Raw genomic sequence first — 19,008 nt, 5'->3', positions numbered from 1 at the left:
TTTGAAAGTTCTATTTTTGCGTGGTGAATATACACCAAAAATACATGTTTCGCTGTATTCAACTGGGCAAAAATGGCTTGGGGAGTACTGCTCCCAATCCTATGGTTGGGGCACTCATTGTTCACAATAATAAAATAATTGGTGAAGGATATACAAGCCCATATGGAGGTAATCATGCTGAAGTAAATGCTATTGAATCTGTTACTGACAAAAGTCTTTTATCCAAAGCCACTTTGTATGTTACTTTAGAACCCTGTTCACATCATGGTAAAACACCTCCTTGCTCAGATTTAATTATTAAGCATCAAATCCCAAATGTAGTTATTGGTATAACTGACCCACATGATAAAGTTGCTGGAAAGGGCATTGCCAAACTAATGGCCAATGGATGTAATGTTATTGTGGGAGTCTTAGAAAAAGAGTGCGGAGGACACCATAAGCGTTTTTTAACCTATCAAGAAAAAAAACGTCCGTACATTATTCTAAAATGGGCTGAAACTTTAGACGGATATATTGCTCCAGATTCTTCTAAAAGAGAAGAAAAACCAAAGCCCTTTTGGATTACCAATCCTTTTTCTAGACAATTGGTTCACAAATGGAGAAGTGAGGAGCAAGCGATATTGGTTGGTACAACAACTGTTTTGAAAGATAATCCCCAATTGAATGTACGGAGTTGGAATGGTAAAAATCCAATACGAGTAGTTTTGGATAAGGATTTAAAAATTGATTCCCATTATCATATTCTAAATAACAATGTCAAAACAATTGTAATTACCAATAAGAAAATGGAATCATCCAACAAGTTATTTTTTGAGCAGATTGACTATTCCAAAAAAGTAGAAGAGCAAATTCTTAATGTGCTTCATAGGCACCAGATTACCAGTATTATAATAGAAGGTGGCACAAAAACATTACAAACTTTTATTGATGCCAGTCTATGGGATGAAGCTCGTGTTTTTGTAGGTTGTTCTACTTCATTTGCTTCTGGAACAAAAGCACCCTTTTTAAAAAGCACCATAGTAACAACAAATAGAATAAAGAACGACACATTAAATATATATAAGAATGATTAAGAATATCATTTTTGACTTTGGAGATATTTTTATAAATCTGAATAAGTCGGCTACTTCATTTAAAATGAAAGAATTTGGTTTTAAGGGAATTACACCAGAACTTGAAGAACTATTTAATAGTTACGAAAAGGGAATCATTACATCCAAAGATTTTCTAAATAAAACAAATGATATTTTTCCTAAAGCTACCAAGCAACAGTTAACCGATGCTTGGAATGCCATTCTATTAGATTTTCCATATTACAGATTGGAGTTTATAGAAAGTCTTGCCAAAAAAAATAAGCACCGTATGTTTTTATTGAGCAATACCAATGATATTCATATTGAGTATGTTAAAAAATATATGGGAAGGGAAAAGTACAATCGATTTAAAAACTGTTTTGAAGTTTTTTACCTCTCATACGAAATGAAAATGCGAAAACCTGATGCCGAAATTTATCAATGGGTATTGGATGAAAATAATTTAAATCCAACAGAAACCTTTTTTGTAGATGACACTAAAGAAAACACCGAATCGGCCTCTGCATTAGGAATTCAAGTCTGGAATTTGCAAGTGGGGAAAGAAGACATCACTGAAATAGAAAGCAAATTATAATATGGCAGCGTTAGCATTAAGCATTCTTTTTTCCAGTTTAATTTTTGTGATTTTTAAATTGTTTTCTGTGTACAGAATACAAACGCTTTATGCTATTATCACTAATTATGTTGTGGCCAGTATTACCGGATTTCTTTTATACAATGGTACTATTCAAATTACTGAGATTCCAAGTAAAAATTGGTTTTGGGGAACATTTGCATTGGGGTTCTTGTTCATCTTTGTTTTTAACATCATGGCAAAAACATCTCAAAAAATTGGAGTGTCAGTTGCTTCTGTGGCCACAAAAATGTCTTTAGTAATTCCTGTTGTACTGGGGCTCTTTCTTTACAATGAAAAGTTGAGCGTTTTAAAAAGTTTTGGCATTATATTGGCTTTGGCAGCCGTTTATTTTGCATCCATCAAAGAAAAATCCATAAAATTCAATAAAGAAGTTCTAGTTCTTCCCTTGCTTTTATTCTTAGGTTCTGGAGCAATTGATGCAAGCATAAAATATGCGCAGGAAACCCAGTTAGAAAATAATGAATTACCTCTATTTTCCGCTACAGTTTTTGGATCTGCTGCTTTGGTCGGCATAGTTTTCATTCTATTAAATGCAAAAAAAAAGCCCTTGAAAATTAATTTAAGAAATATAGTAGGAGGAATTGCCTTAGGGGTTCCCAACTATTTTTCTATATATTTTTTGATGAAGGCGTTGCAAAATGATGAATTGAACAGCGCGTCCATCTTTACCATTAACAATGTTGCAATAGTTTTATTCTCAACACTATTGGGAATTTTATTATTCAAAGAAAAACTAAGTTTAAAAAATTGGGGAGGAGTGGCATTGGCCATTATTAGCATTTTATTGGTAGCTTTATTCTAAATGCAGAACCCATCCGACACATATAAAACAATTAAAAAGCCATCTCCAGAAATACTTTATAAAGACAAAAAAAGTAAATTTTATGGGTATGCCTTTCCCATTCTTAACGAGGAAGAAGTTAAGCCAATCATTGGAGAATTAAGAAACAAATACCCTAAAGCCAATCATGTGTGCTACGCATGGCAATTGGATGCCGAAAATCCTAGGTTTAGGGCAAATGATGATGGTGAGCCAAATAATTCAGCTGGAATGCCCATACACGGGCAAATAAAATCTTTTGAAGTTACTAATGTCCTGGTAGCAGTAGTCAGAATTTTTGGAGGAACAAAGTTAGGAGTTGGTGGTCTAATAACTGCATATAGATCAACAGCTCAAATGGCTTTAGAGGCTTCTGATATTATTGAAAAAATAATAGAGGAACAACTTTCTATTTCTTTTGATTATAAAGAAATGGACAAAATTATGCGTGTGATTAAAGAAAATAAACTAGAAATTATATCTCAAAAACTGGAAACAGATTGTTTATATGTTATTGCTGTTAGGAGACAAAAAATAGCGGATGTTTTATCCAAATTTTCATCAATACCGGCAATTAAATTAATTAAAAGAATTTAGATTTTAATTTTTTCTAAAAGATAATCCGGACACTTTATTGGTTTTTTTGTTTTAGTATCCATAAAAACCAAAACTGTAGTAGCCTCAGCTAAAATTTCTTTACTCTCATTATAAACAACAAAGTCAAATTCTATTCTAACCGATGGCATTTTTTTTAAAATGGTTTCAACAGTAATAAAGTCATCGTATTTGGCCGATTTTTTAAAATCAACTCGTAAAGAGATAACCGGGAGCATAACTCCATTCAATTCCATTTCTTTATAGGAGTAACCAAGTTTTCTTAGCCATTCTACCCGCCCCATTTCAAAATATTGTGCATAGTTCCCATGGTATACAACACCCATTTGATCCGTTTCTGAATACCGTACCCTAAAAGAAATTTTATTTATTTTCATATTTTTTGAATGAAAAACTATATATTTAGAAGATTTGAAAAGTGACAGCGTAACATGGCGAAAAAAAATAGAAAATTCAATAGTAAATGATTTTTTTTTTATCTTTTTTGTTCACATATTTGTCCCAATCTGGCAAACAGGTTAAACACCTTAGCCAAATCAAAAAAAACTAAACTTAAGTCACTAACCAACTAAACGAGACTATTTTTTAAAATGAATGTAACTGCTAATTCCGTATGGAACAATTGTTTGGCTTTTATCCAAGATAATATCCAGCCGCAGGCATTCAAAACATGGTTTGAACCTATTAAACCTGTTAAGTTATCCGATAACGCCCTTAGCATACAAGTACCTAGCAAATTCTTTTACGAATGGTTAGAAGAACACTATGTTAAATTATTAAAGGTTGCACTTACAAAGGAGTTGGGTGAAAGTGCAAAATTGGTGTATGTAATTAAAATGGAAAACACCTACGGAAACCGTGAGCCTTTTACAGAAAAAATTCCAAGTTCCAATAGATCAACTATGGGTCCTCAAGAATTAGATGTCCCTATTAAATCTAAAAATCCTGAATTAAAAAATCCATTTGTAATTCCAGGAATTAGAAACATAAAAATTGAATCTCAACTTAATCCCAACTATAATTTTGATAATTTCTTGGAAGGAGATTCCAATAGGTTAGCACGATCTGCCGGTATGGCCGTTGCTAACAAACCAGGTGGAACTTCTTTTAATCCATTGTTGGTATTTGGAGGAGTTGGATTAGGAAAAACACATTTAGCACATGCTATTGGTGTTGAAATAAAAGATAAGTACCCAGAAAGAACAGTACTTTATATTTCTGCAGAAAAATTTACACAACAATACATAGAATCCGTTAAAAAGAATACCAGAAACGATTTCATTCATTTTTATCAATTAATTGATGTTTTAATTATTGATGATGTTCAATTCTTATCTGGAAAATCTGGAACACAAGATGTATTCTTCCATATATTTAACCATTTACACCAAAATGGAAAGCAAGTTATCCTTACATCGGATAAAGCACCTGTAGATATGCAAGATATAGAGCAGCGATTGCTTTCTCGCTTTAAATGGGGTCTTTCCGCTGAATTACAAAATCCAGATTATGAAACCAGAATATCCATCCTAAAGAATAAATTGTACAGAGATGGAGTAGAAATGCCCAATGATATTGTTGACTATGTCGCAAAGCATATCAAAACAAATATACGGGAGTTAGAGGGCGCCATCATATCTTTAATAGCACAATCTTCTTTCAACAAAAAAGAGGTTACCCTAGAACTTGCACAACATGTGGTTGAGAAATTTGTAAAGAATACCAAGCGTGAAGTTTCTATAGATTATATCCAAAAAGTAGTATCCGATTACTTTGAAATGGATGTTGCCACTTTACAATCCAAAACCAGAAAAAGGCATATTGTACAGGCTAGACAATTAGCCATGTTCTTTGCCAAAAAATTCACTAAGGCTTCCTTAGCCAGCATTGGCTCTCAAATAGGAAAAAGAGACCATGCCACTGTATTACATGCTTGTAAAACAGTTGATAATTTGGCCGAAACCGATAAGCAGTTTAGAAAGTACATAGACGACCTTACCAAGAAATTCTCTTAATTCTATTTGATGAAAACTAAAGTTTTAATGGTATGCCTTGGAAATATCTGTAGGTCGCCATTAGCTGAAGGCATTCTTCAAAGTAAAATAAACTCTGAAAATATATTTATTGATTCTGCCGGAACTGGCGGCTATCATATGGGAAACAAACCGGACCAAAGATCTATTGATGTGGCGCATAAATATGGTATAGATATTACGCATCAACGTTGTAGAAAATTTACTTATTCAGATTTTGAAAATTTTGACCATATTTATGTTATGGATAAAAGTAATTATAACAATATTATTTCCATGGCACAAAACCAAAGTGAAAGCAATAAAGTAAAATTATTGTTAAGCGAAGGAGAAATGGGCACCAAAGAAGTTCCAGACCCTTATTATGATGCTTTAGATGGTTTTGAGCATGTTTTTCAATTAATTGATTCAGCTTGTGATGTTATTGCCAAGAAATTGAATGAATCCATAAAAAACTAAAATGGCTTTAGGAAAATTATATTTAATTCCAACGACATTGGGCAATACACCTCCTTTGGAGGTATTACCTATTTCAATAAAAAAAGCCATTGAAAATATTGACCACTATATTGTGGAAAATGAAAAAACTGCCAGGCATTTTATAAAGAAAATAGATTCCAAAAAACCACAACCCAGTCTTCAACTAAATGCCCTTAATAAATTCACAGACCCAGAAGATATACCAACTTTTTTAGACCCCTGTATTGATGGTGTTGATGTAGGCTTACTATCCGAAGCTGGTTGCCCTGGAATTGCTGACCCTGGTGCAGATGTTGTAAAAATAGCTCATAAAAAAGGAATACAAGTAATTCCTTTGGTGGGGCCATCATCCATTCTTTTAGCAATGATGGCAAGTGGTCTCAATGGCCAAAATTTTGCTTTCAATGGATATTTACCCATTGATTCTGTAGAACGAAGAAAAACCATCAAACGGTTAGAAAAACTATCAAAGGATTACAATCAAGCACAAATTTTCATTGAAACACCTTATAGAAATGATAAATTACTGGCAGAACTAGCTAAAACCCTCTCAAAAGAATGCATACTTTGTGTTGCTTGTGATATTACCCTCCCAACAGAATATATAGCCACAAAAAGGGCAAGTGACTGGACTAATACAACAATTACATTACACAAAAGACCAACAATTTTTATTTTACAGCAATAAAAAAGCCCCAGTATTTTCACTGAGGCCTTTATCATTTTCATATGTAATAGTACTTCAAATCTTTGCGTTACGCTTTGGAGTAACATGGGATACATCATATCCAGAAAATTCATTCATGTAATGTTTTATGTTAGTACCATAAGCATCCTCAAAATCTATTTTTCCATATGATCGTAGATATTTTTTTACATTTCCAGCACCAGCCAAATGTGCTGCTGCCAATATCCCAGATTCAGTAATTTGTATTCCTCCTATACGTCTTCCTTCAAACCTTTGAATATCCTTTCTAAGAATCCATTTGTTACGGGCCATATTAATTTGAAACACTTTTTCCTGCAATTCTGGGTCATTCAAAAAATTGCTTGCATTATATACACCCATAAGTTGCAAAGTCCCAACACCAAATTGATATTTTCCCAAATATCCTAATGTATTGGTAACAAAATAATCTCCCTGTGATTCTTTAAAAGCCAAAGCTTCTTTAAAACCAATATAAGAGTTTCCTAAAAATGGGGGATTTACCACGGTTTTTACTTCATAAGTTTCGTCTTGGGGAAACAAAACTAGAGTAGGTTCACTTACTTTTAAAGCTGCTGGAACTTCTATTGAAGAAGCTGGTCCAAATCTAAAACTTGTTAAAATAAGTATCATGACAAGAGGACAAAAATAACTTATCCACTTTCTCATATAATTGTTTTCTTAAGACTTATAGTTCGTAAAATGACCTGCTTAAATTTCACGCTGCAAATATATGACGGTTTTAGTGTCATAAAAACCAATAGTTTATAACTTTTTCTTAAAAGTGTATATTTTGGTCAATATGACTTATAAATGGGATAAATTACTTACCTACTTATTTTTTGGGCATTTATCCAACGGATATACTGTACCTTATTTCTGTTGTGTTGCGCCAAAGATTTGGCAAACATATGATAACCAAAGTTCTCTACATTGGCAACCATATACAAATAATCATGTTTCTCAGATGACAATACAGCATCAATTGCAGAAATATCTGGCATAGTAATAGGCCCTGGGGGCACGCCAGCATATTTATAGGTGTTGTAGGGTGAATCTAACTCCAAGTCTTTGTACAAAACTCTTTTAATCACTTGGTCAAAATCACCTGAATGTTCTTTAATAGCATAAATAATGGTGGGGTCTGCTTGCAATGGTATTCCTTGTCGCACTCTATTTAGGTACAATCCCGCAACTCTAGGGCGTTCATCAACTTTTGCTGTTTCTTTATGAACAATAGAAGCTAAAGACACTACTTCCATAGGAGATAGGTTAAGTTTCTTGGCCTTCTCCAATCGTTCTTCGTTCCAAAACCTATTATACTCTTTTAACATCCTATCTCTAAAATCCTCTGCAGACGTATTCCAAAAGAACTCATAGCTATTGGGGATATACATTCCCAATTTAGTCGCTTTACTAAAACCATTTTCTTTTAAAAAAGCTACATCATTAAAAGCTGAAACAAGTAAAATGCTATCAGCATCAATCTGCTCAGAAATTCTACCCGCTAGATCTTCTAGGGTTTCTTGATTGTTAAAAGATACTTTTACAGGAATATTTCCACTCCGTAAGGAATTCACAATCTCATTGTTATTTGCTCCCTTTTTAATAACATACTTTCCACCCTTAATATTGGATACATAGGATTTTTTACTAGCAACTGACTCAAAGGTCCCCAAATTCTTAAGCAATGGTGTTAGGGATTTTTTTACATCTTCAAAAGTATCATTGGATTTAATATATACATATGCTTCCTTATTCTCGAAGGCTGTATTGGGTTTAAAAACCGCATTATAAACCATATAAACAAAAGCACCTCCTGCTAGTAGGCCAATAATAAGAATGGCCAATAAGATTTTCTTGATGTACATTATATAATATTTATTTTTTGAAGCAAAACTTCATTTTTATAGGTTCCGTTTGATAATATCCAGTCCTTTTTAATACCCACCTCTACAAAACCAAGTTTTTTGAACAAATGCAAACTTGTACTATTATCTTCCATCACATTAGCATACAGTTGCCTCAAATTTAAAACAGAAAATGCGTATTCACATAAGATCGATACAGCCTCTGCCCCTAGCCCTTTATTTCTATTCTCTTCATCAATAATAACAATTCCAAGTCCTGCTCTTAAGTTTTTTGGGTCAAAATCAAACAAATCAATCAATCCTATCGTTTTTTCATCCTTGCAAATACATAATCGCAATTGTTTTACATCATAGATATCCCTGTGGGCATTATCCAAATATAATTGCAATACATGCTTAGAATAAGGAGTATTTGTACCACTTATTTCCCAAATTGATGTATTGTTCTCCAACTGGTACAAGAAATCCAGGTCGCTTATCTCCAGTGCACGCAATGATATGTGTTCGCCTTCTAACTTTAACATTCAATAGTTCCTTTAAACACCTGTTTTGCAAGACCTACCAATTCTATATTTATATATCCAGAGGCATTTTTTTCAAAATGCACTTTTAATTCTCCTCCAAGTGTTATAATGGTAACATCATTGGCTTTAGTTTTCCCAGTACCATACATGGCCAAAGCAACCGCAGTGACACCTGTTCCACAGGACAAGGTTTCGTTTTCTACACCCCGCTCGTAAGTGCGTACATTAAAAGTAGTATCGGATACTTGTTCAACAAAATTTATATTGCTTCCTTTTTTCCCATACATACCATAACGAAGTTTGGCACCTTCTTTAAACACATCCAATTCACTTAGTTTTTCTACCAACTGCACATGGTGAGGAGAACCAGTATTTAAAAAAACATATTTTGGTTTTACCTCAATTTTACCAACATCTTGCATATGTAGACTTACTATCTCTCCTTTTATTGTTGCATGATGAAGACCATCTACAGCCATAAAGGAAGTCTTCTCCTGCGTAATTTCTAAATAATGTGCAAAAGCTACCAAACACCTACCTCCATTACCACACATAGAACCCTCATTACCATCTGCATTGTAATAGACCATTTTAAAATCTGACACTTCGTCATTTTCCAATAAAATAAGCCCATCGGAACCAATACCAAATTTTCTATCACACAAAAAAGCGACCAGTTTGGTATCATTTTTGGGAAAAATATTTTGCCTGTTATCAACCATAACAAAATCATTCCCGGTTCCTTGATATTTATAAAAAGTAAGTGTCATACTCTAAAAATGAAATACAAAGATAGATTTTATTAAGGTTTTTTTAGTAGTTAAAAAGGAGTTAAAGAATAATAATAAAATGGATAAATGCAATAATTTTATCCTTATCAACATTAAAATTCTATAATTTATGAAAAGAATAGGCAGTCTTTTATTGGTTTCCGTTTTTGCAGGAGCAATTACTTTAGGAGCTTATAAGTTGTTTTTTGAAAAAGAGAATTATAAACTAGTTTCAAATGAATCCAAATCGCCCTTTCAAACGGTAAATTATTCACCTACCCCAACACTATCTTCGAGATTAAGCGATATTGATTTTACTGTGGCGGCTGAAAATACAGTCCATGCAGTTGTTCATGTTAAAAACATGAGTGTTGGTAAAGGAAGTTCTAGTAGCATTATGCAGTTTTTTTATGGTTTTGATGAACCACAAAGACCACAGATTGGAACTGGTTCTGGTGTAATTATTTCACCCGATGGATATATTGTAACGAACAACCATGTAATTGATCGTGCAGATAAACTACAAGTAACACTAAATAACAATAAAACATATGATGCCGAATTAATCGGTACGGACGGAAAGTCCGATATTGCCTTATTAAAAATTGATGCAGAAGATAAACTTCCCTATTTAGCATTTGGTGATTCTGACCACACAAAAATTGGAGAATGGGTGTTGGCTGTGGGGAATCCTTTTAACTTAACTTCAACTGTAACCGCTGGTATTGTTAGTGCCAAAGCTAGGGCATTAGGTAGTTCTGATCACTCCTTTATACAGACTGATGCCGCAGTAAATCCTGGGAATAGTGGTGGAGCATTGGTGAATACGAATGGAGATTTAATTGGCATAAATACCGCCATTACTTCGCAAACAGGTTCTTACGTAGGATATTCCTTTGCCGTTCCAAGTAATATTGCTAAGAAGGTGGTTGAGGATATCATGGAATATGGTACCGTACAAAAGGGTATTTTAGGGATTCAGAGCCCAAATGTAAATACCCAGTATGCGGTTGAAAATGGCATCAATGAAATTGATGGCGTGTATGTTGGCAATGTAGTTGAAGATTCTGGAGCTGATAAAGCAGGAATAAAGGTTGGTGATGTTATTAAACAGATTGATGATATTAGAGTACGTAGATTCTCTGATCTTACCGGATATATTTCATCAAAAAGACCTGGTGATAAACTATCTGTATATATTGATAGAGATGGAGATGATATGACCATACCTGTTGTATTAGGCAAAAATCTAACTTTGGAAGTGCCAGTAATGGGTTTTGTTGTAAAGGATTTGTCAGAAAAAGACCAGAAAAAGTATAAAACTAAAAAAGGGGTTAAAATTGTTGATGTGCCTCAAAGATATCGTGGATACGGATTGGTAGGCAAAATATTGATTGCTGTGGATGAAGAAGAAATTAATGGCCTGCAAGAAGCTAAAAAAGCTTTTGGCAATATATCTAGACATGAGCGCACCAGCATTACACTTCTTACTGATGATGGTGAAAGGGAACGTCTCATTTTTCAATAAAAAACTATGTTGTTATTGAAGCACCCTTTTAAGTAAGGGTGTTTTTTTGTTTATAAGCCTAAAATTATCAAGTAGTTAAGTAGTAATAAATTAAAGACATCTTCTAAAATAAAAACCACTTTATAAGCGTTTTTTTTCTTAATTGATATTATTAAATTATTTTAGCCTTTCCCTAAAATCATTATTAACACATAGAATTACTTAAATGAAAGCCCACAAAATACTATTTATTGTACTGGCCCTACTAGCTTATAATGTACAGTTTGCACAAGAAAGCCCTAAAGAAGAGAACAAATTATCCTTAGATGAAGGTTCAATAGATAGTCAATTTGACTATATAACTAAAAGATCTGGAAACTATAGAGCAGACGGTAAAAGATATGAGGTTGTTAGAGTTATTCATTTAGATAAACTTAAAGCCAATGTTTTGGACACTTTAAATGCTGCCAATAAAAAAGCTGGAGAATTAAAGTCAACCATTTCAACGCATGAGACTACCATAAATTCCCTAAAAGAAAAACTAGATCAAACAACAACACAATTAACAGATGTAACTGAAGAAAAAGATAGTATGTCCCTTTTAGGCATGGGAGTTTCCAAGGGAGCTTACAATTTAATTTTATGGTCCATAATAGGTGCTCTATTGCTGTTACTTACTATGTTTATTTTAAAGTTTAAAAACAGCAATATTCTAACTCAAGAATCCAAAAGTGCCTTGTCCGAACTAGAACAAGAATATGAACAGCATCGTAGAAGAGCTCTAGAAAGAGAACAAAAAATAAATAGAGAGTTGCAAGACGAACGCAACAAGCACAAGAAGAAATCAACTTAAATAAAAAAAAGTTCCTTAATGGAGCTTTTTTTTGCTGCAACTTTATGATTACAATTACTAAAGTTAATAAGGATAACCTTAAAGATGTTTATTCACTCTTTGACTCATATAGGGTTTTCTACGAACAAAAATCCAATTTACAGGCAGCAATAAAGTTTTTAAACTCTAGAATGGAAAATAATGAGTCCATTCTGTTTTTAGCTTATCTAGATGATAAACCTGTAGGGTTTATACAATTATATAAAACTTTTTCATCGGTGTCCTTACAACCCTCTTATATATTGAATGATTTGTACGTTGATAGTGCATTCAGAAAAAAAGGAGTTGGAGAGGCCTTGCTGAATAAAGCAAAAGAATATTGCATTTATAAAAAATACAAGGGTTTGGCCTTGGAAACCAATATAAAAAACCCAGCCCAAAAATTATACGAAAAACTGGGGTGGGAAAAAGATTCTCATTGTTTTCACTACTTTTGGAACGCCAAATAGAAACATAATCCTTCTTAGGCTTTACATATGCGAATTGATATTATAACCGTACTACCAGAGTTGCTAAAGAGCCCCTTTGAAGCTTCCATTCTAAAAAGAGCCATAGAAAAAGGTCATGTAGAAATTCACATGCATAATTTAAGGGATTATACTGATAATAGTTACAACCAAGTAGATGATTATCAGTTTGGAGGAGGAGCTGGTATGGTTTTAATGATAGAACCCATAGACAAATGCATTTCAGGTTTAAAAAAAGAACGGGTTTATGATGAAATCATATATATGACCCCAGATGGTGAAACTCTAAATCAAAGAATGGCAAATGGGCTTTCATTAAAAAAAAACATGATTATCCTTTGTGGGCATTATAAAGGAATAGACCAGCGCATTCGTGATACTTTGATTACAAAAGAAATCTCCATTGGTGATTATGTATTGTCCGGTGGAGAATTAGGTGCTGCTGTTTTATGTGATACTATTATTAGACTAATTCCAGGAGTACTGAACAATGAAACTTCGGCACTTACAGACACTTTTCAAGATAATCTTTTGGCACCACCAGTCTATACTAGACCATCGGAATATAAAGGACTTAAAGTTCCTGATATCCTTTTAAGTGGTAATTTTCCAAAAATAGAGAAGTGGAGAGAAGAAAAAGCCATGGAGCGGACTGAAAAATTAAGACCAGACCTTTTAAAATAAGTGTATTGGAGTTAAGCTTCTTCGAAAAAATTAAAAAAATACCTTGTAGGTTTTAATTTATAACCTATTTTTGCAGTCGATTAAAATTAACCTCTGACGAAGTACGTGAAAGTTGACTTTAATAAATCAATAAAAAAAATAAAAATGGAATCATTAGTAAAATTTGTTCAAGACGAATTTGTTCCAAAAAAAGATTTTCCTGAATTCTCCGCTGGTGATACAATCACAGTATACTATGAAATTAAGGAAGGCGAAAAAACACGTACGCAGTTTTTTAGAGGCGTTGTAATACAAAGAAGAGGTACTGGTGCAACTGAAACTTTCACCATTCGTAAAATGTCTGGCACTATTGGCGTAGAGCGTATCTTCCCAATTAACTTACCTGCCTTACAGAAAATTGAGGTGAACAAAAAAGGTAAAGTTCGTAGATCACGTATCTTCTACTTTAGAGGACTTACTGGTAAGAAAGCTAGAATCAAAGAAGTTCGTTCTTAACCAAAGAAGAAAGTATAGTAAAAAGCCTGTGACATAACTCACAGGCTTTTTTTATTAACAATTGTTAATAATGATGGTTTATAACGTGTTCATTTTAAATTGGTTATAAAATTTGCATCTTTCCAATTTTATCCTACATTTATGTCATGGTTAAAAGATTGGACGATGTATTTCGGACAATATAAAAGCCACATAGAGTTAGCGTTCTTTATTTTTTGCAGTTGTTCTTGATTGATTATTCAAGTATTTATATTTGAAGAAACAAAGAGGACTAGAAAATTAAAAAGTTTGACTTGATGGTTTTCTAAAATGCTGAATTACTTTAAATATTTAAGTTTAGGCTTTGTATTTAAAATAACGAAAGCCAAAACTGTAAAAAGAGAAATACATAGTAGTTACTCGGTTGCAAAATTGGGAATGAAAAGTATTTTAAACGTTGAAATAGTCATTAGAATGCAATCAATGGTTGCGGATTCGTGTTAAGCGCGGAGAAAAAAATTTGAAAGCTATTTCTAAAAAGCCATGTCACTGTACTTGTACAACGATATGGCTTTTGTTTTTCTACAAATTATCATCAATTCATGATAGCCCTAAAGTTTAGTGCACTTCATTGCTTTTTCACTGGCTTAAAATTGTATATTTGCTCCGCTTAAATTAAACCCTAAGAAATGCCAAAAATATACTATACAAAGACAGATGAAGCACCAGCACTGGCAACGCAATCCTTTTTGCCAATCATAGAAGCTTTTACAAAATCATCTGGTATTGAGATAGAAACCAAAGATATTTCCCTAGCTGGAAGAATCATTGCCACTTTCCCAGATTTTCTGGAAAGCTCGCAAAGAATTACAAATGATTTGGAAGAATTAGGCAACTTGGCAAAAACACCAGAAGCCAATATTATAAAACTACCAAACATTAGTGCGTCTATCCCACAATTAAAAGAAGCTATCAAAGAACTTCAAAACAAGGGATATAATGTACCTAGTTATCCAGACGAACCTAGTGATGATAAGGAAAAAGAGATAAAATCTAGATACGACAAGATTAAAGGGAGTGCAGTAAACCCCGTACTGAGAGAAGGAAATTCTGACCGAAGAGCCCCTAAAGCCATTAAAAATTACGCCAAAAAGAACCCGCATTCCATGGGCGCATGGAGTTCTCACTCCAAGACACATGTAGCTACTATGTCTTATGGTGATTTTAAGGCGAATGAAAAATCAGTTACCATTGATAATGCAACTGATGTTCGTATTGAATTAGTTAAAGAAAATGGTGAGATAGTAGTTTTAAAAGAAAAAATTACATTATTAGCTGGTGAAATTATTGATGCTACTGTACTTAGCAAGAAAGCTTTGCTGACTTTTTTAAAAGAGCAAATAGCTGACGCCAAAAAACAAGGAGTACTTTTTTCCTTACATATGAAAGCCACAATGATGAAGGTGTCGGATCCCATCATTTTTGGTCATGCCGTGGAAACTTTTTTTGCTGATGTATTTAAAAAACACGCAACTGTCTTTGAAGAATTGGGCATAAGCCCCAATAATGGTTTGGAAAGCCTTTTCAATAAATTGGAAGAATTACCAGAAGCTAAAAGAAAGGAAATTGAGACAGATATAGAAAGTACCATTACCAATGGTCCATCTTTGGCCATGGTAAATTCCGATAAAGGAATAACCAACCTTCATGTTCCTAGTGATATTATCATTGATGCATCTATGCCAGCAATGATTAGAAATTCGGGTCAAATGTGGAATGCGGAAGGCAAAGCTCAAGACACTAAAGCCGTAATTCCTGATAGTAGTTATGCTGATATTTACCAAGCGACTATAGATTTTTGTAAAGAACATGGTGCTTTTGATCCAACAACAATGGGTACAGTACCCAATGTAGGCCTTATGGCACAAAAGGCAGAAGAATATGGTTCCCATGATAAAACTTTTGAAATACCGGCATCTGGAAATGTTAAGGTAGTTAATGCAAATTCTGGTAAAACCATAATTGAGCATACAGTAGAAGAAGGTGATATCTGGAGAATGTGCCAAGTAAAAGATGCTCCAATTCAAGATTGGATAAAATTGGCTGTTTCAAGAGCAAGAGCAACTGGTACCCCAGCGGTATTTTGGTTAAATGAAAACAGGGCTCACGATGCAGAACTAATTAAAAAAGTAAATATATATCTTCCAAACCATGACACTTCAGGTTTGGACATTAGTATATTATCTCCCTTAAAAGCGACCTTATTTACTTTAAAACGCCTCAAAGAAGGAAAAGACACAATTTCTGTATCAGGAAATGTATTGAGAGATTATTTAACGGATTTATTTCCAATATTGGAGGTAGGAACTAGTGCCAAAATGCTTTCCATTGTTCCCCTAATGAATGGTGGTGGACTTTTTGAAACTGGTGCTGGTGGTTCGGCCCCTAAACATGTGGAGCAATTTTTGGAAGAAGGACATCTTAGATGGGATTCTTTGGGTGAATTTTTAGCTCTAGGAGTTTCGTTAGAACACTACGGTGAAAAAAACGGCATTGAACAAGCAAAAGTCTTGGCCAGTACTTTAGATGAAGCAACCGAAAAATTCTTGGACAATGACAAATCCCCATCTAGAAAGGTCAAAGAATTAGACAGTAGAGGAAGTCATTTCTATCTAACATTATATTGGGCTCAAGCTTTGGCTGCGCAAAATGAAAGCAAAGAATTAAAAGATACCTTCTCTCCTATTGCTACAGCCTTAACAGAGAGTGAATCAAAAATTCTAGAAGAATTAAATGATGCTCAAGGCACAACTATTAATATAGATGGGTATTATCTGCCAAATGCAGAGAAGGCTGCAAAAGCAATGAGACCTAGTACATCTTTTAACACAATTATATCTAAGTTATAGATGTACGTACCTAAACAAAAGCCTGCCATAAAATTAATTATGGCAGGCTTTTATTATTAAAATTAACACAAGGTTCTTTTTTAGCTCAAAATTTTCTCTTTACATTTAAGAAAATTACTTTCTAAATGAAATGGTTACCCAAGTTCTTTTTTTGGTTGCTTACACTATCCCCACTATTCTCAATTTCCCAACAAAAGCATACACTTAGCGGTACTATTACAGATGAAACTAGTAATGAAACATTAATTGGGGTTTCCATTGTCATCCCAGAATTACGAACGGGTACTACGACCAATGAATATGGTTTCTATTCCATTACTCTTCCAGAGGGAGAATATACCTTTATGGTAACCTATTTGGGCTTTCAGGATATATCTCAAAAAATATCATTGAGTACAGATAAAAAAATCAACTTCGGTTTAGTTGAAGAAGCCCAGCAATTAGATGAAGTTGTGGTTTCTGAAAATGTTGAAAAACTGAATATTAGAAAGCCGCAAATGAGTGTAAATGCACTGGAGGTGAGAACAATAAAAAAAATCCCTGTTATTCTTGGAGAAGCAGATGTTATAAAATCCATTATATTGCTTCCAGGGGTAAGTAATGCCGGAGAAGCCTCTTCTGGCTTTAATGTTAGGGGTGGCGCCGCTGATCAAAATTTAATCTTGTTAGATGAAGCGACTATTTTTAACACCTCTCACTTATTTGGTTTTTTCTCTGTCTTTAACCCAGATGCCATTAAAGATGTAAAGCTATTTAAAGGCGGTATTCCATCACGTTATGGCGGCAGAGTCTCATCTGTCCTAGAAATTTTTCAAAAAGAAGGAAACAGCAAAGAATTTAAAATGAGTGGTGGTATTGGAGCTGTTGCAAGTAGGTTATTGGCAGAAGGTCCAATTGCAAAAGACAGGTCGGCCTTTCTAATTGGCGGTAGGGCTTCTTATGCCCATCTTTTTCTGCCTTTGTTTGACATTAAAAACAAAGCTTATTTCTATGACCTTAACACTAAACTGAATCATAGAATCAATGAAAACAACAATATTTTTCTATCGGGTTATTTTGGAAGAGATGTCTTTAGTCTTAATGACAATTTTGTAAATACCTATGGTAATTCAGTAGTGAATTTTAGGTGGAACCATTTATTTTCAGACAAATTATTCTCCAACTTATCGCTCATATACTCGGATTACTATTATGGTTTGGAATTAGACTTTGTTGGGTTCGAATGGAATTCTGGTATTCAGAATTTCAATGTAAAATATGATTTAAAATACTACTTAAATGACAAATTCCAGATCAATTATGGGGTACACAATACCTATTATACTTTTAATCCTGGAAAAATAAAGCCCAACAGTCCTGATTCTGGTATTGTAGAAGATCAGTTGACCAAAAAATATGCAAATGAGTTAGCAGGATATGTAGATATAGAACATACCCTAACTGAAAATTTAAGCCTGGAATATGGACTGCGTTTAAGTAATTTTAATCGGTTGGGGCAAGATAAAATCAATGTATATGAAAACAATAACCCTGTCTTTTTTGACCCTTTTTTACTTATATATCAAGAAGCTGACCCCATTGCTGTAGAACAACCAGGAAGAAAAGGCAGCTTGGCTAGTTATACAAATCTAGAACCAAGAATTGCTATGTCCTATACCATTAATCCCAATACTTCTATAAAAGCAAGTTATATTAGGATGGCGCAGTATCTTCATCTGCTTTCCAATACTTCCTCCCCCACTCCTTTGGATGTTTGGACTCCAAGCGGACCTTTTGTTAAACCGCAGCTGCTCAATCAATACGCTATGGGTTTTTTTAAAGACATAAAAAATGGAACATATTCTTTTGAGACTGAAGTTTTTTATAAAGATGTAGCAAACAGAATTGATTATATTGATGGGGCAGACCTTATCGCAAATGATGCCATTGAGCAAGTAATTCTAAATGGGGAGGCAAGAGCTTACGGATGGGAAGTACTTTTACGCAAAAACGAAGGAAAATTAACAGGTTGGTTAGCCTACACTCTTTCTAAATCCGAACAACGGACTCCAGGTAGAACACCGATTTTTGACAATGGTAGATCCAATTTAGAAACGGGCATCAATTTGGGGGAATGGTATAATACGCCCTATGACAAAACCCATGATGTTGCCCTTTATGGTAGCTATGAACTAAATGATAAATGGAGTTTCAATTCTAACTTTATTTTTCAAACAGGACAACCCACCAATTATCCAGTAGGGCAGTTTAATTTCCAAGGGCTAACAATTCCATACTATGGGTTACGTAATAAAGAACGCTTGCCCAATTACCATAGAATGGACATATCTGCATCCCTAACCCCAAAGAAAAATAAAAAAAGAGAATGGGACTCCGAATGGGTGTTTAGCATATATAATATATACAATAGAAAGAATGCCGCTTCAATAAATTTTAGAAGGAACCAAGATACTGGTGTAAATGAAGCTATACGCACTTCCATTTTTGGAATTGTTCCGGCAATAACCTATAATTTTAAATTTTAG

Annotated in this window: 19 protein-coding genes; 14 read left to right on the top strand and 5 right to left on the bottom strand. The window is 33.9% G+C overall.

The annotated features are described in order from the left end of the window. Positions 1-23: 23 nt before the first annotated feature. From ribD to AC000W_RS07150, 4 genes are read left to right on the top strand one after another with little or no spacing between them, the layout of a single operon-like run. Positions 24-1,073 carry a bifunctional diaminohydroxyphosphoribosylaminopyrimidine deaminase/5-amino-6-(5-phosphoribosylamino)uracil reductase RibD gene (gene ribD, locus AC000W_RS07165; RefSeq protein WP_474747189.1) on the top strand — a complete coding sequence of 350 codons (1,050 nt, stop codon included), beginning with the start codon at positions 24-26 and terminating at the stop codon, positions 1,071-1,073. Then, entirely contained in the window at positions 1,066-1,668 is a 603-nt protein-coding gene (locus AC000W_RS07160) for an HAD family hydrolase (protein ID WP_474747187.1), read from the top strand. The genes ribD and AC000W_RS07160 overlap by 8 nt, the downstream gene beginning before the upstream one ends. Before the next feature lies 1 nt (position 1,669). Then, positions 1,670-2,533 carry an EamA family transporter gene (locus tag AC000W_RS07155; RefSeq protein WP_474747186.1) on the top strand — a complete coding sequence of 288 codons (864 nt, stop codon included), beginning with the start codon at positions 1,670-1,672 and terminating at the stop codon, positions 2,531-2,533. After that, entirely contained in the window at positions 2,534-3,148 is a 615-nt protein-coding gene (locus tag AC000W_RS07150) for an IMPACT family protein (protein WP_474747185.1), read from the top strand. It abuts the gene before it with no gap. Here the strand turns inward: AC000W_RS07150 and AC000W_RS07145 are convergent. Further along, the gene (locus AC000W_RS07145) at positions 3,145-3,543 is read right to left on the bottom strand and encodes an acyl-CoA thioesterase (RefSeq protein ID WP_474747184.1); all 399 of its coding nucleotides are present in this window, start codon (positions 3,541-3,543) and stop codon (positions 3,145-3,147) included. The two genes, AC000W_RS07150 and AC000W_RS07145, sit on opposite strands and share 4 nt — an antisense overlap. Before the next feature lie 213 nt (positions 3,544-3,756). Between AC000W_RS07145 and dnaA the strand changes: the two genes are divergently transcribed. From dnaA to AC000W_RS07130, 3 genes are read left to right on the top strand one after another with little or no spacing between them, the layout of a single operon-like run. Continuing rightward, positions 3,757-5,181 (top strand): chromosomal replication initiator protein DnaA, encoded by a 1,425-nt coding sequence (gene dnaA, locus AC000W_RS07140; protein WP_474747182.1) that lies wholly within the window; start codon positions 3,757-3,759, stop codon positions 5,179-5,181. 9 nt (positions 5,182-5,190) lie between these two features. Further along, positions 5,191-5,658, top strand: coding sequence for a low molecular weight protein-tyrosine-phosphatase (locus AC000W_RS07135; protein WP_474747180.1), 468 nt, complete (start codon positions 5,191-5,193; stop codon positions 5,656-5,658). A gap of 1 nt (position 5,659) precedes the next feature. Continuing rightward, the gene (locus AC000W_RS07130) at positions 5,660-6,367 is read left to right on the top strand and encodes an SAM-dependent methyltransferase (protein ID WP_474747179.1); all 708 of its coding nucleotides are present in this window, start codon (positions 5,660-5,662) and stop codon (positions 6,365-6,367) included. A 54-nt stretch (positions 6,368-6,421) separates the two neighbouring features. On the opposite strand, the gene AC000W_RS07125 is transcribed toward AC000W_RS07130, so the two are convergent. The 4 genes from AC000W_RS07125 to dapF form a co-directional block, all read right to left on the bottom strand. Beyond that, on the bottom strand, positions 6,422-7,054 hold the full coding sequence (locus AC000W_RS07125; RefSeq protein ID WP_474747177.1) for a hypothetical protein: 633 nt from the start codon (positions 7,052-7,054) through the stop codon (positions 6,422-6,424). A gap of 158 nt (positions 7,055-7,212) precedes the next feature. Continuing rightward, complete coding sequence (mltG, locus tag AC000W_RS07120; protein WP_474747176.1) at positions 7,213-8,256, bottom strand: endolytic transglycosylase MltG; 1,044 nt, start codon at positions 8,254-8,256, stop codon at positions 7,213-7,215. After that, positions 8,256-8,780 carry a GNAT family N-acetyltransferase gene (locus tag AC000W_RS07115; RefSeq protein ID WP_474747174.1) on the bottom strand — a complete coding sequence of 175 codons (525 nt, stop codon included), beginning with the start codon at positions 8,778-8,780 and terminating at the stop codon, positions 8,256-8,258. The genes mltG and AC000W_RS07115 overlap by 1 nt, the downstream gene beginning before the upstream one ends. Then, positions 8,774-9,550 (bottom strand): diaminopimelate epimerase, encoded by a 777-nt coding sequence (dapF, locus tag AC000W_RS07110; protein WP_474747173.1) that lies wholly within the window; start codon positions 9,548-9,550, stop codon positions 8,774-8,776. Before dapF ends, AC000W_RS07115 begins: the two co-directional genes overlap by 7 nt. A 130-nt stretch (positions 9,551-9,680) precedes the next feature. Between dapF and AC000W_RS07105 the strand changes: the two genes are divergently transcribed. The 7 genes from AC000W_RS07105 (at position 9,681) to AC000W_RS07075 (ending at position 19,008) form a co-directional block, all read left to right on the top strand. Continuing rightward, complete coding sequence (locus AC000W_RS07105; protein ID WP_474747172.1) at positions 9,681-11,078, top strand: S1C family serine protease; 1,398 nt, start codon at positions 9,681-9,683, stop codon at positions 11,076-11,078. 205 nt (positions 11,079-11,283) lie between these two features. Beyond that, entirely contained in the window at positions 11,284-11,910 is a 627-nt protein-coding gene (locus AC000W_RS07100) for a tRNA (guanine-N1)-methyltransferase (RefSeq protein WP_474747170.1), read from the top strand. 44 nt (positions 11,911-11,954) lie between these two features. Further along, the gene (locus AC000W_RS07095) at positions 11,955-12,398 is read left to right on the top strand and encodes a GNAT family N-acetyltransferase (protein ID WP_474747169.1); all 444 of its coding nucleotides are present in this window, start codon (positions 11,955-11,957) and stop codon (positions 12,396-12,398) included. A 27-nt stretch (positions 12,399-12,425) separates the two neighbouring features. Continuing rightward, positions 12,426-13,100: a tRNA (guanosine(37)-N1)-methyltransferase TrmD gene (gene trmD / locus AC000W_RS07090; protein WP_474747167.1), complete on the top strand. Its 675-nt coding sequence runs from the start codon at positions 12,426-12,428 to the stop codon at positions 13,098-13,100. Between the two features lie 144 nt (positions 13,101-13,244). Next, complete coding sequence (gene rplS, locus AC000W_RS07085; protein WP_474747166.1) at positions 13,245-13,595, top strand: 50S ribosomal protein L19; 351 nt, start codon at positions 13,245-13,247, stop codon at positions 13,593-13,595. A gap of 668 nt (positions 13,596-14,263) precedes the next feature. Next, positions 14,264-16,483, top strand: coding sequence for an NADP-dependent isocitrate dehydrogenase (locus AC000W_RS07080; protein ID WP_474747165.1), 2,220 nt, complete (start codon positions 14,264-14,266; stop codon positions 16,481-16,483). Between the two features lie 125 nt (positions 16,484-16,608). Next, positions 16,609-19,008 carry a TonB-dependent receptor gene (locus tag AC000W_RS07075; protein ID WP_474747163.1) on the top strand — a complete coding sequence of 800 codons (2,400 nt, stop codon included), beginning with the start codon at positions 16,609-16,611 and terminating at the stop codon, positions 19,006-19,008.

Source organism: Saonia sp., from assembly GCF_056326165.1.
The sequence above is the reverse complement of the archived record's forward strand: the minus strand, read 5'-3'. Positions and strand labels throughout refer to the sequence as shown.